Source organism: Embleya sp. NPDC025285, from assembly GCF_055558835.1.
In genome coordinates this window covers 1-13,165 of record NZ_JBVHLU010000019.1, presented here as the reverse complement: position 1 = coordinate 13,165, position 13,165 = coordinate 1, and the positions used below count along the sequence as shown (strand labels likewise).

The window sequence follows — 13,165 nt, the reverse complement described above, 5'->3', positions numbered from 1 at the left end:
CACCACTCGGCCACCCCAGGGGGACCCTCGATGAAGCGTTGGCCCGCAGCCCTCGTCCTCGCGTTCGGCATCACCATAGGCGCCGGCGGCGCCCAGACCGCGGTCGCCGCCACGTCGCACGCTCCCGCGTGCGTGGCCGACGCCTCGCCCGGACACACCCGCCGACACCTGCCGGACGCGGAGATCTTCGTCACCGACAACACCGCGGTGATCAGCGACCCGAACGATCCCCGGCTGGACACCCCCTTGAACCGGTTCGCGTGCGAGGTGCGGGCGATCGTCCGCGCACATGGCGCCGACCCGGAGAAGTCCTCGCTGCTCGACGGCGTGTTCTGGTCCGGCGACCTGCAGAGCACCACCTACGAGCGCTCGCGCGAGTTCGACGTCGACGACATCGACGCCGCGCGGCTCCACCACATCGCCGACGTGCTGCGCAAGCGCTACGCGCAGGAGTCGGTGCTGACGTTCGAGTACCTGCGCGCCGACTCGCCGCGTGCGGACGCGATCGAGGTCGAGGTGCCGGGCGTGACCGTACAGCGCCTGCACGACGGGCTGGCCGCCGACCCCGAGGCGCGCGACCGCCTGTTCGGCGGCTCGGTCACCGTGCGCGGCGGCAAACTGATCCTGGTCGCGGACCGCGCGGACACCGACCTGGTCCGCCGCTTCGTCGGCACCCTGGGTGGCGACTGGTCCAAGGCCACGATCCACCACGGCGATCGCGAGTTCGTCGGGTAGCCGGGTCGGTCGGGTCGGGGTCGGGGTCGGAACGGGCCAACGGCTCCGGAACATCGAAACCATGCCCGACGCGCAGGCCGCCGCGGCGGCGGCCTGCGCGTCGGGAAGCCCTGCCGGCGAGGTGATCCGTCTTGCCCGGCGATCCGGCCGCTGCTTTCTTCGAGGATCGAACTGCCTTGATTGTGACGGGATTTGCTCAGGCGGTGCCGACCCGCCGGCCGGGCCGGGAGACGGGGCCCGATTCTTGGTGTTTTCGATCTTTCACGGTAATGATTCGGCTATGTCACGCACCTTTGAGGATCTGTTGGCCGAGGCCGAGTCGGCCTCCGTGGAAGGCTGGGACTTCTCCTGGCTCGACGGGCGGGCCACCGAAGCGCGCCCCTCGTGGGGTTACCAGCGACTGATGGGCGAGCGGCTGGGGGGCGTGGCGGCGGCGCTGGACATCCAGACCGGCGGCGGCGAGGTGCTCGCCGGGGCGCCCAAGTTGCCGACGACGATGGTCGCCACCGAGTCCTGGCCGCCGAACCTGGCCAAGGCCACCCGGTTGTTGCACCCGCTCGGCGCGGTCGTGGTCGCCGATCCGGACGAGCCACCGCTGCCGTTCGCCGACGCCGCGTTCGACCTGGTCACCAGTCGGCATCCGGCCACGGTGTGGTGGGCCGAGATCGCCCGCGTGCTGCGCCCCGGCGGCACGTACCTCGCCCAACACGTCGGTCCCGCGTCGGTGTTCGAGCTGGTCGAGTACTTCCTCGGGCCGCAGCCCGAGGCCCGCGAACATCGGCACCCCGACACCGAGAGCGCCGACGCGCGGGCGGTCGGGCTGGAGATCGTGGATCTGCGCTCGGAGCGGTTGCGGATGGAGTTCTTCGACATCGGCGCGGTGGTCTACTTCCTGCGCAAGGTGATCTGGATGGTGCCCGGCTTCACCGTGGACGCCCACCGGGACCGGCTCCGTGACCTGCACGAACTCATCGAACGGGACGGCCCGTTCGTCGCCCACTCGGCGCGGTTTCTGATCGAGGCGCGTCGGACCGGCTGAGTGGATCCCAGGTGGTCGGAGTCGGTCGCGGCCGGTCGGAGCCGAACCGACCGGCCGATCGGAGCCGGACGGCGGACGGGCCCGGCTGGGTCGGACCCGTCCGCGGACGGCCGCCGGTGGGTCAGGCGAGCGCGACCAGGTCCAGGTAGTCCGTGCTCCACAGGTCCTCGGCGGCGTCCGGGAGCAGCAGCACCCGATCCGGGCGCAGCGCCTCGATCGCGCCCCGGTCGTGGGTGACCATCACGATCGCGCCGGGATAGGTGCCGACCGCCGCGAGCACCTCGTCCCTGGAGGCCGGGTCGAGGTTGTTGGTGGGCTCGTCGAGCAGCAGCACGTTGGCGCCCGAGTGGACCAGGCCGGCCAACGCGAGCCGGGTCTTCTCGCCGCCGGAGAGCACCTCGGCCCGCTTGTCCGCGTCGTCCCCGGTGAACAGGAACCCGCCCAGCACCTGCCGTACTTCACCGTCGCTCAGGTGCGGGGCCGCCGCTGCCAGGTTGTCGCGGACCGAACGGGAGAGGTCCAGGGTGTCGTGTTCCTGGGCGAAGTAGCCCAGGCGCAGCCCGGTGCCGGCCACCACGCGCCCCCCGTCCGGCGTCTCGTGCCCGGCGAGGACGCGCAGCAGGGTGGTCTTGCCGGCACCGTTGAGGCCGAGTACGACCAGCCGGCTGCCTCGGTCGACGGCCAGGTCGACGCCGGTCAACACGCGGTGGTCGCCGTAGGACTTGGTCAGGCTGATCGCGCCCAGCGGAATGCGCCCGCAGGGGGCCGGTTCGGGCAGCCGGATGCGGGCATGCCGGTCGGCGTGCCGGGCCGGTTCCAGGTCGGCCAACATCCGGTCCGCGCGGCGGGCCATGTTGCGCGCGGCCACCGCGGTCGCGACGTTGGCGCGCATCCGGTCCGCCTGGGCGTGCAGGGACGCGGCCTTGCGTTCGGCGTTGGCCCGCTCGCGGGTCCGCCGGCGTTCGTCCGCGGCGCGCTGCGCGAGATGGCCGGACCACCCGGTGTTGTGCACATCGAGTGCGGCGCGCTGCGGGTCGAGGTGGAAGACCCGGTTGACGGTGGCGGCAAGCAACGAAGTGTCGTGGCTGATCAGCACCAGACCGCCCCGGTGGGCGAGCAGAAAGCCGCGCAGCCAGTCGATCGAGTCGGCGTCGAGGTGGTTGGTCGGCTCGTCCAGGAGCAGCGTGCCGTGGTCGGCGAACAGGATGCGGGCCAGTTCGACGCGGCGCCGTTGGCCGCCGGAGAGCGTGCCGACGGGTTGGTCCAACACCCGTTCCGGCAGGCCGAGGCCGGCCGCGACCCGGGCCGCCTCGGCCTCGCCCGCGTACCCGCCGCGCGCCTGGAATTCCGCCTCGGCCCGAACGTAGGCGCGCATCGCCCGCTCCAACGCGGCCGGGCCGACCGCGTCGGCCGGCGCGGTCTCGGCCGCCCGCAACGCGCGGTCCGCCCGGTCCAGGCCGCGTGCGGATCGGATCCGGTCGGTGACGGTGACCGTCCGGTCGGCCGCGCGGGAGTCCTGGGGCAGGTGGCCGAGCGAGCCGGTACGGGTGACGGTTCCGGCGGCCGGCCGGACCCTGCCGGCCACGGTGTCCAGCAGGGTGGTCTTGCCCGCGCCATTGCGGCCGACCAGGCCGATCCGGTCGCCGGGGGCGATGTGGAAGTTGACGTCGGACAGCAGCAGGCGGGCGCCGACGCGTACGTCGACACCGCGAAGGGTGATCATGAATTACGCTCCGAGATGGCAAGAGGACACACGGGTGACGTGTAAGCGGGTCCTCTTGCTAGGACAGTCGGGGCGTAGACATGGGGGTCAGGCTAACAACCCACGCCCGGTGGCTGTCCAAGCCTTTTTGATCGCGTACGGAGGCGGGCGCTTCGTGTACCGGGCCGACGAGCGGGCCGTGCCGGTCGGGCCCGGCGTACGGGTCCGGGCGGGTGACAGGGCGTAGCCCGGGGGCGGTCTCCGCGTTGAGCAGGGTATGACGCACACTCGACGCATTCTGGCCGGCATTCTGCTGACCGCGGGGGCCGCCGCGCTCGCCGCGCCGGTCGCGAACGCCGCACCCGGTACGGACATCGCCCTGAACACCCCGCACCACACGCCGCCGGCGACCGACGGCGCCGACGCGGCCCTCGACGCCACGGTGTCCTCGCTGATGGGCGGCCTCAAGCACTGACACCGGCCCCGGCCCCGACCCGGACCCGGACCCGCGAGCCGGACGGCGGCGGACGTTTCCCGACGGGAGGCGACCGCCGCCCGGCACCGACGTGGGCACGGAACGTGTCGGACGCGACGGTCCGGCCTTCGGCCGGATCAGGCCGATCTGCTGCTCGACGCCCTGATCGCCGAGGGCCCGGCGGCCGACCTGCGCGCGGGCTACGCGGATCCGTTCTCCGCCGCGCTGCATTGCAGGGTGATCGGCGTCCCGTTCGCGGACCGGCGGCGACTGATGGCGGGCCTGGGCATCGCGTTCGTGACCAGTCCGCGGGTCTTCGAGGGAGTGGGCGCTAACCGGCGCAAGGATCACGCGTACATGCGCGCCCGGCTGAACGCGCCCGCCGCCGAACAGAGCGGACTGCCACTTGATCGGCCTCGGCCCGGCCGACGTGCCGCCCCGCACGTCGGCCGGGTCCGGGATCCGCGGCGCGGGGGTGGGCCGACGGGAGCGTGTCGGCCCACCCCTGCCGTCAGCGGAGCGCGGGGACCACCGACGCGGCGGCCGGACTGGCGGGCTTGGCGGACTTGCCACCGGTGCCTGCCGACGTGGATGGCCGGCGGGTGCCGGTCGAGGTCGCCGTGGAGGTCGAGGTGGAGGTCGACGACGCGCTCGCGCTCGGGCCGGTGACGCCGGCACTGCCCGTGGACCCGCTCGGAGTCGCCTTCTTGCCTCGCTCGGGCAGCGGCGGCGGGGTCGCGGTGGGCGCGTCCCGGTCCCCGGCGCTGCCGGGCGGTCGGGCGACGGCGAGGTCCGGCCGGGTCGGGTCGGTGATCACGAACGTCTTCACCGGCTGCTTGGCCTTCTTCACCGTCGTGGGCTTGGATCCGGTCCGCTTCCAGGAGGCGTCGGCGGTATCGAGACGTACGTGGGCGGCGTCCTTCTCCGGCCCGGCCAACGGATTCCCGCAGTTGCACTTGACCACCGGCTGCCCGAGCTCGTCGATCAGCACCGCGGTACCGGCTTGGAGGATCGCGTCGAAGGCCACCAGCGCCCCGTTCTTGAGCGTGTGATTACGCACGAGGGTGTCGGTGCGCAGCACGACCGGGGTGAGCCGCGTCACGAACGCGCGGATGGCGGGTGTGCCGGCGACCTTGAGCACCTTCATCCACCGGGTCGCGGGCACCAGGTTGGCGGCCAGGCCGAGGAATTGGATCAACTGCTCCTTGTCGCAGATCCGCGCCTTGTTGGAGCCGCCGAACAGACCGGGGGTGTCGCCGGACAGCTTGGCGGCGGACACCTTGGGACGCAGACCGAGCGCGTCCAGCCCGAAGTTGACCGAGAAGAACGGATCGGCGCCCAGGTCGCCCGCCACGACCCCGACCACCTTCGACACCTTCGCGTCCGCACAACCGGACGCGGCACCGAGCAGCAGCGCACACGCGGTGAACACGGCGACCAGCGCGGCGTACCAGGGGCGACGGCGAACCCGTCCATCGACGCCTCCGGTTCGCCTTCGCGCAGGCGGTGGCCAAGCCTCCATCGCATCCCCCCGAAACGACGGCGCGGAACCTCCCGGTCCGCCCTCACCTTCATGATGCGACAAATCGCCCCGTGCGGTGGGCCAATTCCCCATCTTTCACAACCCGACCGCACCACGCGCGCGGCGAGCCGGCGGGGGCGGACGGTCCGGGGCGGGCGAAGGCGACGGGGGCGGGTGGTCCGAGCGAAGGAGCTTATGGGAGCGGGGAGTTAGGGGTTGCCGCGGCAACTGGCGCGGGCTGAGCGAGGAGCCGAACGCCCGGGTCGACGGGCGGTTGGGGGCGAGGCCCGGGATTCGACCGCCCACGGGAGCCGGGGCGTGGCGAACGCGGCGGGCCGGGTGGGCCGGACGAAAGAACGCCTGGGGGTGGGGAGTTGCGCCGCGCAGCGATGCGCAGCGGTGGCGCGCGGGCTGGACGGAGGCCCGGATGCGCGGGTCGGTGGGGCGATGGGGTGGAGCCCGGGGTTCAGCCCCGGACGAGCGCGGCGATCACTTCCGGGATCGGGGTCGGGCCCTCGACCAGGTCCAACGTGCGGCCGGCTGTGGCCGGTTCGTCCAGGAGTGCCGCCAGGACCGCGGCGACGTCGTCGCGGGTGACCGCGCCGCGGTCGGTGTGCTCGGCGAGGGTGACCAGGCCGGTGCCCGGGTCGTCGGTGAGACGTCCCGGGCGCAGGATCGTCCAGTCCAGATTCGCGCGGGACCGCACGTCCGCGTCCGCCGCGCCCTTGGCGCGCAGGTAGGCCGCGAATACCTCGTCCGTGCCGGCCGGCGGTTCGCGGTCCGCGCCCATCGCCGACACGACCACGAACCGCCGCACGCCCGCCTGTTCGGCCGCGTCCGCACACAGGGTCGCCGCGCCTCGATCCACGCTGTCCTTGCGGGCGATCCCGCTGCCGGGCCCCGCCCCCGCCGCGAACACCACGGCATCGGCGCCGGTCAGGTGCCCGGCGACCGCCGCCACGGTGGCCGTCTCGAGATCGCAGACGATGGGTCGGATGCCGCGTTCGACCAGGTCGGATTGTTGCGCCGGGTTGCGGATGAGCCCCGCCGCCTCGTCGCCGCGCTCGGCGAGCAACGCCCCCAGCCGCAGACCGATTCGACCGTGTCCACCCGCGATGACAATGCGCATGTGGATCATGCTAGGCCCGTCCGAGGGGCCTTCGTGGATCAGGACACGCCCGCCAGGCGCAGCAGTGCGGTGCCGGCGATCGCCGCGAGCACCACCACCGGGAACGGCGCGCGGCGGATCGCCAGGATGCCCGCGACCAGGACGCCGGCCGGGCGGGACCAGCCGGCGAAGTCCTGCGTCTCGGTGAGGGTGCCGGTGGTGGTCAGGGCGATCAGGAGGACGGCGGCGGCCATCGCGAGCAGGCGGTGGGTGTGGTCGGGGAGGTGCAGGCGGTCTCGGCTGAGCGGGCCGACCAGGCGGAAGGCGTAGGTGCCGTGGACGCGCCGCCGGCGCCTCGGCCGTCGAGGAGCCGGACGCCGGCCGGCCATCGGCGATCCCGGGAGGCCCGGGACCGCCGACAACCGGGTGGATACGCCGACCGGCCGGCAGGACTCAGGCAGCGGCGGCCGGGTAGGGCCACGGATTCGCGACGCACAGCTTGCCGTTGTCCGCCTCGCGGCTCTTGGTCTGCTGCATCATCACCGGCGCCAGGCCGCCCGGCCCGCATCGGGTGTTGTGCTGGTGCCCCAGGCGGTGCCCGACCTCGTGATTGATCAGCATCTGCCGATAGCCGAGGATGTCGTCGCCGTACGCGGTCGAACCCTGGGCCCAGCGCCAGCCGTTGATCATCACCCACGGCGTGCCGGTCGCGTTGCACGACACATTGGACACGCTGGTGTCGCCGACGATCGGCGAACAGATCCGGTGCAGGGTGCCCGGACTGGACAGGCGCACCACGAACGACACGTCCGCGCCGTCGGTACGGTCGAACACCCTCCCGTCCCGCGCCCAACCGCGCGGATCATTGAGGGTCTGCTGAACGATCGCGACGAACAGCGCATGGTCCAGCGCGAGGCCCTCCTCGATCTCCACCCGATAGTCGACCCGCTTCGCCCCGGCCGGGCCGGAGTTCTTGCCCGGCTCGGTGACGAACCTTCCGCCGAGCCGCAGCGTCGACTCCAGCGGAAAGCGCAGGCCGGCCCCAGCGAGGGGGTCCGGTGACGCGGACGCCCGCACCGGCAGGTCCCGCTGGGCCGACGGCTGCTCCGGCGCCGGGACCGCCGCCGGCCCACCACTCGGCACCGGCGCCGGGGTGGCGCCGACGTCGACGGTCGACGCACCACCGCCACCGGAGAACCCGGGCAGCGCGGTGAGCAGGAACAGTACGGCGGCCACCGCGCCCACCCCGAACAACACCCGTCGCACGCCGCGCGGACGTGGACCCGAGTGGCTCCGGGCGTGGGCCCGGGCGCGGCCACGGTTTCGGGCGGCGCGACGCGGCTTGGCACGACGTCCGGTGCCGCGCCCGCTCACCCGGTACCCGTGCCGGCGTCCAGGAGCCGCCGGGCGACCGGTTCCCAGGCCGCGTTCCGGGCCATCGCCGCACCCTGGTCGTCGGCCAGCGGCATCCTGCCCTTGACGGCCTCCGTGCGCGTACCGTCCAGCGGCCCGTTGGCCCAGAGCAGTCGCAGCACGGTCGGGCCGATCGGCAACAGCACCGCTTGCCCCCGGAAGACGCCGTCCGGGGTGCGCAGGCTCTCCGAGGCCATCCACGTGCCGTTGCGCTCCGGTTGCAGGCATTTGATGGAATGCGTGATTCCGTGTTCGTCCGTGCGCTCGGCCGGGGTCGGGCCGTCGGATCGGCACTCCGGCAGCGTGCCGGGTCGCAGTGACACGGACACCACCCCGGTCGGTCCGTTGCCCTCGTTCATGGTCATCTCGGCCGAGACCCCGGTTTCCGGGACGTACCCGGTCCGGACCGTCGATCCCGTCCCGCCCGGCACCAAGGCGGTGAGTACGTCGCCGAGATCGCGGGCGATCGCCTGGCGAACGGCGTCCACCCGGCCGTCGGGCGACGGGCTCGGCCGGGGGGCGGCCGGCGACGCCGGTACGGCCGTGCGCTCGGACTTCGGGCCGGCCCGGTCCAGGGCGACCGCGGCGGCCCCTCCGATCGCCACCACCGCGGCCATCGAGGCCACGATGCCGGCGCCGGCGCGCATCAGCACGCGCCGTCGGCCCCGGGAGGCCGCGCGGGCCACCACGTCGGCCATCGGGCGGTTGCCCTGGTGGGCCAGTTCGTCGTGGAGCTGCCGGCGAAAGGCACGTTCCAGATCGGGGTCGAAGCCCGGTTCGAGGTCGGGTTCGAGGCCCCCGGCGAGGTCGGGTTCGAGATCGGCGCCGAGCGAGGTGCCGGGTGTGGCGCCGGGTATGGGTGCTGCCTTGTCCGGTGTCATGGTCACCTCCTCTGCTGATCGGTCATCGTTCATCGGTCGGCTCCATCGGGTGCCTTCGATGCAGACGCATGTCGTCGATACCTGTTCCGCGATACGTGTCTCGGGTGCGTGTCTCGCGTGTGTCTTCGGTGCGTGACCCGGGTGCATGACCGGGGTGCGTGTCTTCGGTGCGTGTCTTCGGTGTGCATGACTTCCGTGCGTGTCCTCGACGGACGGCTGCCGCGCGCGTCCCGGACGCGGGTCGTCCGCGGACGTGTGCGACGGCCGCCCTCGGGCCCCGCCGGCCGACTCAACCGACCAGCGGATTGACCGCGAGCGTGCCGCGCAGTCGGGCCAGTGCGCGCGGGCCCGCGCTCTTGACCGCGGAGGCGGACATGCCGAGCATCTCGGCGACCGCCTCCACGCTGTGGTCCTCCCAGTAGCGCAGGACCACCACCGCCCGATCACGCGGTGACAGCCGCATCAGTGCGTCGATCAGCGTGAGCCGAACGTCCGGGAGATCGACGTCGGCCGCCTCGTCGGGTCGGCGCTCCAAGGCCTGCGCGTCGATGCCGGGAACCTCGGTCGAGCTCCGGCGGCGTCGGCGATCCAGGTATGCGTTCAAGAGAACACGTTTCGCGTACGCGTGCGGTTGGTTGGTGTGTTCTATCCGACGCCAGGCCAGGTACAGCTTCTCCAAGGCGATCTGGGTGAGGTCCTCGGCGAGATGCCAGTCACCGCACAGCAGATACGCCGTCTGACACAGGCGGTGCGCCGAGGTCCGGGCGAACTCGGTGAACCCTTCGCGACCCTGTGGGCCCATCCCGACCTCCTTTCCTGCCGCCTCCGTCCCTGATCCATACGCAGCCGGGGGGTGCGGAGGATGCACGTGTTCTGCGTCACAATGGGCAACGGCCCGCTCCTCGCCGGGCCGACGGCTCGCCTCGACGCCGGTCACCGGACGCCGGCGGCCCCGCCCGTGACGTAGCTCGGAGGCTCGGAACGTGCCACGAACCCCGCCGCGTACGACCCATCCGGCGCCGGGCGACCTGCCGTTCGTCGTGCACGAGTGGTTCGGGAACTCCGGAGACCCCTGGTTCTTCGCCCTGGTGCGCTTACGCGGTGCCGCGCCGAAAGTGCGCGATCTGCGCGAGCTGGTCCGGGACCGCTGGGGGTCCGTGCCGCGGCTGCGGTTGCGCGCGGGCGCGGTCGTACCGGGGCGCCGGCGCGGACGACCGCGTTGGTTCGTCTCCGAGGACTTCGAACCGGACCGGTACGTGGTCGCCGCGCCGGTCGTGCCCGGCCCGAACGCGCTGCGCGAGCGCGTCGGGCAATTGCTCGCCGAGGGCATCCCGCCCACTCGCGCCACATGGCGGATGTACCTGCTGTCCGGGCACGAGCACGACGGGTTCGCCGTGCTGTTGCGGATGCATCACGCGGTGGCCGACGGGGTCACGGTGATCCGGCTGCTGGAGCGCCTGATGGGCGCCGGACCCGGGACCGACGCCGCGGCGGAACCGGCGGGGCCCGGCCCGGCGGTGCGTCGGGTACCGCCGAGCCGGGCATCCGCACGCGGGCTCGCGGCGACGGCCGGCGGCGTACTCCGCCGGAATTCCCGGCTGCCGTTCAACGGCCGGATCGGCGCGGGTCGCCACGTGACCTGGGTGACGGTGTCCCCGGAGACGGTACGGGCCGCCCGGCGCGCGACCCGGGGCGGTGGGCGGCCGACCGTCAACGACGTGTACCTGGCGGCGGTCGCCGGGGCGCTGCGCGCGGTCGCACCGGCGGGTCCCGCGCTGCCGCGACGCGTCGCCGCGCTGGTACCGGTGAACCTACGCGCGACGGGCGAGGCGGCACGGATCGGCAACGTGGTGTCCTTCTTCCGGGTCCCGCTGCCGCTCGCCGAACGGGATCCGGGCGTGCGACTGGCCCGGGTGCACGCGGCGACCACGCGCGCCAAGGCCACCGGGCAGGCCGCCATCGCGCGGGCGGCGATCGAGGTGAGCGCCCGGCTGCCGCTTCGGGTCGGCTGGTTCGCCGGGCTGGTCACGATGTCGGCGGGCTACGCGAACACGAGTTGCACCAACATCCCCGGCCCGGACGCACCGCTGATCCTGCTCGGCCGACCGGCGATCGAACTGGTCGTGGCCCCACCGCTGATGGGCGCGCAGGGCGTGGTCTTCGGCTTCACCGGGCTCGGGGACGCCTTCACCGTCTGCGTCACCGCCGATCGCACCCACGGCGTGACGGCCGATCGGTTGGCCGAGGCGATCCGCGTCGAGTTCGAGGAACTGGCGCAGACCGCGGCCCGCTGAGCGGAGCCCGGTCGGCACCGGCCGGGCCGGCGTTCGACCGCGAGCGACACCGCACGACGACGACCATCGATCCCGACGGCGCCGGCGCGATCGGTCCCCTCTGTGGCATGTCGGGCCACCCATGTCGGGGGTGTCCGGGACATACGTTTCTTCCATACCCGGGAACGGGAGCACCGCCGACCGGCCCGGTCGCCGGTCGTACCGTCGCGGTCCGAACCGCACCGGTGGTGTGCGGCGCCCGTCCGACCCTCGCACGGCGCCCCGATCCGACCATCGAAGACCCACGAAGGAGCGCTCTCGCGATGAGTGACGTCAAGATCCTGGCGATATCCGGCAGCCTGCGCGCCGCGTCGCACAACACGCGGTTGTTGCGTGCCGCGCAGAAGTTCGCGCTGGGCGGCATGGACATCGAGATCTACGAGGGCCTGCGCGAGATCCCGCCCTACGACCTGGACCAGGACAACGCGAACGACCGCCCCGCCGCCGTCGCCGAGTTGCGCCGGCGGATCACCGAGGCGGACGGTCTGCTGATCGCCACGCCCGAGTTCAACTACTCGATCCCCGGCGTGCTGAAGAACGCGATCGACTGGGTGAGCACCGACTGGTCCCGGACCGAGGGTCTGCCGCTGCTGCACAAGCCCGCCGCGATCATGGGCGCGGCGCCCACCAACTTCGGCTCGGTACGCGCGCAGCTCGCGCTGCGTCAGGTGTTCGTCTGGACGCACACCGACGTGGTGGTGCGGCCCGAGTTGATCGCGTTCCGCTCGCACGAGCGCTTCGACGACGCGGGCAACCTGACCGACGAGGACACCATCGGGTTGCTCCGCGACCTGCTCGCCGCACTGGCGGAGAAGATCGACGGCAAGTGAGCGATCGCGCGACCGGGGCCGTGCCGGGCGGGTCCGGCAGGCGCGTCCGCGATCCGCCGCCGAGGTTGTTCGCCATCCGGGCCGCCGGGATCCGACCGCGGGGAGCGCCGTCGGACCGTCATCGCGGTCGGACGCGCGCGAGGAGGGGTTTCGCCGTCACGGGGCGGCGAAACCCCTTGCCTCGTCGGCGCGACTTCACGCTCGCCAGGGGTGGACTCTCCCGAGGGACGCACGCTCGCGAGAGATGAAATTGACCCATCGTTTCGTGGCTGAAGTGAACCATTCGACGGGTCGAACCACGCCATAGTTTGGTAACAACGAACAGCGGGGCCGGGCGCCGAAGCACACGTCACTCGACGCACACCGACCGGCCGGCCGTTCTCCTCGATCGACCCAACCAGCCACGCCGGGAGCCACCATGTCCACACACGCCTCGAACGCCGCCGTCCCCGCCTCGATCCTGGTCCGCACCCAGGAGGCGGAGGTCGTCCAGGACGGTCCCACCAGCCTGATCACGTTGCTGGCCGACACCCCCGGGACGACCGCCAACCTGGCCACCTTCGACAAGGGTTCCCCCGGCGCGCCGGCCCACTTCCACACCAGGGCCGACGAGATGTTCCACGTCCTCGAGGGCACCATGCGCATCCTGCTCGGCGAGGAGATCGTCACCCTGGAGACCGGCGACTTCCTGCTGGTGCCGGCCCGCACACCGCACGCGTTCGCACCGGCCCCGGACACCGAGGCGAAGATGCTGGTCGTGTTCACCCCCGGGATGGACCGCTTCGACTACTACCGACTCCTGGAGCGGGTCTACCGCGGCGAGGCCGACGTCGCCGAACTGCGCGCGACCTCGGAGCGGTTCGACAACCACTACGTGGACAGCCCGGTGTGGCGCGAGGCCCTCGCCGGATCCTGAACCGGCGTGCCGGTACTCAGGACGAACGTTCGGTACTCAGCTTCGCGGCCGAGTAGCCCTACGGATGGTTCGTCCTGGCGGGCTCCGCCAGGATGTGGACTGCGGGCAGCGAGCACGGGTGGGGCGGAACCGCCGACACGGGGTGGCGGAACGGGCGTCGAAGCACGATGGGGTTGTCACAGGGGAGGGGGTTCGCCGCCACGGGGGCGGC

13 protein-coding genes are annotated in these 13,165 nt (G+C 72.7%); 6 read left to right on the top strand and 7 right to left on the bottom strand.

The window, feature by feature from the left end; translation table 11 throughout:
- Positions 1–30: 30 nt before the first annotated feature.
- Both ACZ4FV_RS15130 and ACZ4FV_RS15125 read left to right on the top strand, forming a co-directional pair.
- Positions 31–735: a hypothetical protein gene (locus ACZ4FV_RS15130; RefSeq protein ID WP_465322741.1), complete on the top strand. Its 705-nt coding sequence runs from the start codon at positions 31–33 to the stop codon at positions 733–735.
- A 280-nt stretch (positions 736–1,015) separates the two neighbouring features.
- Positions 1,016–1,774 carry a class I SAM-dependent methyltransferase gene (locus ACZ4FV_RS15125; protein ID WP_395859202.1) on the top strand — a complete coding sequence of 253 codons (759 nt, stop codon included), beginning with the start codon at positions 1,016–1,018 and terminating at the stop codon, positions 1,772–1,774.
- A gap of 121 nt (positions 1,775–1,895) precedes the next feature.
- Here ACZ4FV_RS15125 and ACZ4FV_RS15120 read toward each other — a convergent pair whose 3' ends face one another.
- A complete protein-coding gene (locus ACZ4FV_RS15120; protein WP_395859201.1) occupies positions 1,896–3,497 on the bottom strand; it encodes an ABC-F family ATP-binding cassette domain-containing protein in 1,602 nt (533 codons plus the stop codon).
- A 256-nt stretch (positions 3,498–3,753) separates the two neighbouring features.
- Here ACZ4FV_RS15120 and ACZ4FV_RS15115 point away from each other — a divergent pair, with 256 nt between their 5' ends.
- Positions 3,754–3,951 carry a hypothetical protein gene (locus tag ACZ4FV_RS15115; RefSeq protein ID WP_395859200.1) on the top strand — a complete coding sequence of 66 codons (198 nt, stop codon included), beginning with the start codon at positions 3,754–3,756 and terminating at the stop codon, positions 3,949–3,951.
- Between the two features lie 511 nt (positions 3,952–4,462).
- On the opposite strand, the gene ACZ4FV_RS15110 is transcribed toward ACZ4FV_RS15115, so the two are convergent.
- The 6 genes from ACZ4FV_RS15110 to ACZ4FV_RS15085 form a co-directional block, all read right to left on the bottom strand.
- Positions 4,463–5,383, bottom strand: a complete 921-nt coding sequence (locus tag ACZ4FV_RS15110) for a DUF6777 domain-containing protein (RefSeq protein ID WP_395859199.1) — start codon at positions 5,381–5,383, stop codon at positions 4,463–4,465.
- A 556-nt stretch (positions 5,384–5,939) separates the two neighbouring features.
- A complete protein-coding gene (locus tag ACZ4FV_RS15105) occupies positions 5,940–6,602 on the bottom strand; it encodes an SDR family oxidoreductase (protein WP_465322740.1) in 663 nt (220 codons plus the stop codon).
- Positions 6,603–6,640: 38 nt separating this feature from the next.
- Positions 6,641–6,970, bottom strand: a complete 330-nt coding sequence (locus ACZ4FV_RS15100) for an AzlD domain-containing protein (protein WP_402232489.1) — start codon at positions 6,968–6,970, stop codon at positions 6,641–6,643.
- Positions 6,971–7,034: 64 nt separating this feature from the next.
- Positions 7,035–7,817, bottom strand: a complete 783-nt coding sequence (locus ACZ4FV_RS15095) for a DUF3152 domain-containing protein (protein WP_395859195.1) — start codon at positions 7,815–7,817, stop codon at positions 7,035–7,037.
- A gap of 134 nt (positions 7,818–7,951) precedes the next feature.
- A complete protein-coding gene (locus ACZ4FV_RS15090; RefSeq protein ID WP_395859194.1) occupies positions 7,952–8,875 on the bottom strand; it encodes a hypothetical protein in 924 nt (307 codons plus the stop codon).
- Between the two features lie 289 nt (positions 8,876–9,164).
- Positions 9,165–9,677, bottom strand: coding sequence for a SigE family RNA polymerase sigma factor (locus ACZ4FV_RS15085; protein ID WP_465322739.1), 513 nt, complete (start codon positions 9,675–9,677; stop codon positions 9,165–9,167).
- A gap of 181 nt (positions 9,678–9,858) precedes the next feature.
- On the opposite strand from ACZ4FV_RS15085, the gene ACZ4FV_RS15080 reads away from it, so the two are divergent.
- The 3 genes from ACZ4FV_RS15080 (at position 9,859) to ACZ4FV_RS15070 (ending at position 12,954) form a co-directional block, all read left to right on the top strand.
- Entirely contained in the window at positions 9,859–11,169 is a 1,311-nt protein-coding gene (locus tag ACZ4FV_RS15080; protein ID WP_402232483.1) for a WS/DGAT domain-containing protein, read from the top strand.
- Positions 11,170–11,471: 302 nt separating this feature from the next.
- Positions 11,472–12,038, top strand: a complete 567-nt coding sequence (locus ACZ4FV_RS15075) for an NADPH-dependent FMN reductase (protein ID WP_465322738.1) — start codon at positions 11,472–11,474, stop codon at positions 12,036–12,038.
- A 418-nt stretch (positions 12,039–12,456) separates the two neighbouring features.
- Positions 12,457–12,954 carry a cupin domain-containing protein gene (locus ACZ4FV_RS15070; protein ID WP_395859190.1) on the top strand — a complete coding sequence of 166 codons (498 nt, stop codon included), beginning with the start codon at positions 12,457–12,459 and terminating at the stop codon, positions 12,952–12,954.
- The last annotated feature ends 211 nt before the right edge of the window (positions 12,955–13,165 follow it).

Coding starts and splice junctions, on each gene's coding strand:
- ACZ4FV_RS15130 (WP_465322741.1), top strand. CDS start 31: ATGAAGCGTTGGCCCGCAGCCCTCGTCCTCGCGTTCGGCATCACCATA.
- ACZ4FV_RS15125 (WP_395859202.1), top strand. CDS start 1,016: ATGTCACGCACCTTTGAGGATCTGTTGGCCGAGGCCGAGTCGGCCTCC.
- ACZ4FV_RS15120 (WP_395859201.1), bottom strand. CDS start 3,497: ATGATCACCCTTCGCGGTGTCGACGTACGCGTCGGCGCCCGCCTGCTG.
- ACZ4FV_RS15115 (WP_395859200.1), top strand. CDS start 3,754: ATGACGCACACTCGACGCATTCTGGCCGGCATTCTGCTGACCGCGGGG.
- ACZ4FV_RS15105 (WP_465322740.1), bottom strand. CDS start 6,602: ATGCGCATTGTCATCGCGGGTGGACACGGTCGAATCGGTCTGCGGCTG.
- ACZ4FV_RS15100 (WP_402232489.1), bottom strand. CDS start 6,970: ATGGCCGGCCGGCGTCCGGCTCCTCGACGGCCGAGGCGCCGGCGGCGC.
- ACZ4FV_RS15090 (WP_395859194.1), bottom strand. CDS start 8,875: ATGACACCGGACAAGGCAGCACCCATACCCGGCGCCACACCCGGCACC.
- ACZ4FV_RS15085 (WP_465322739.1), bottom strand. CDS start 9,677: ATGGGCCCACAGGGTCGCGAAGGGTTCACCGAGTTCGCCCGGACCTCG.
- ACZ4FV_RS15075 (WP_465322738.1), top strand. CDS start 11,472: ATGAGTGACGTCAAGATCCTGGCGATATCCGGCAGCCTGCGCGCCGCG.
- ACZ4FV_RS15070 (WP_395859190.1), top strand. CDS start 12,457: ATGTCCACACACGCCTCGAACGCCGCCGTCCCCGCCTCGATCCTGGTC.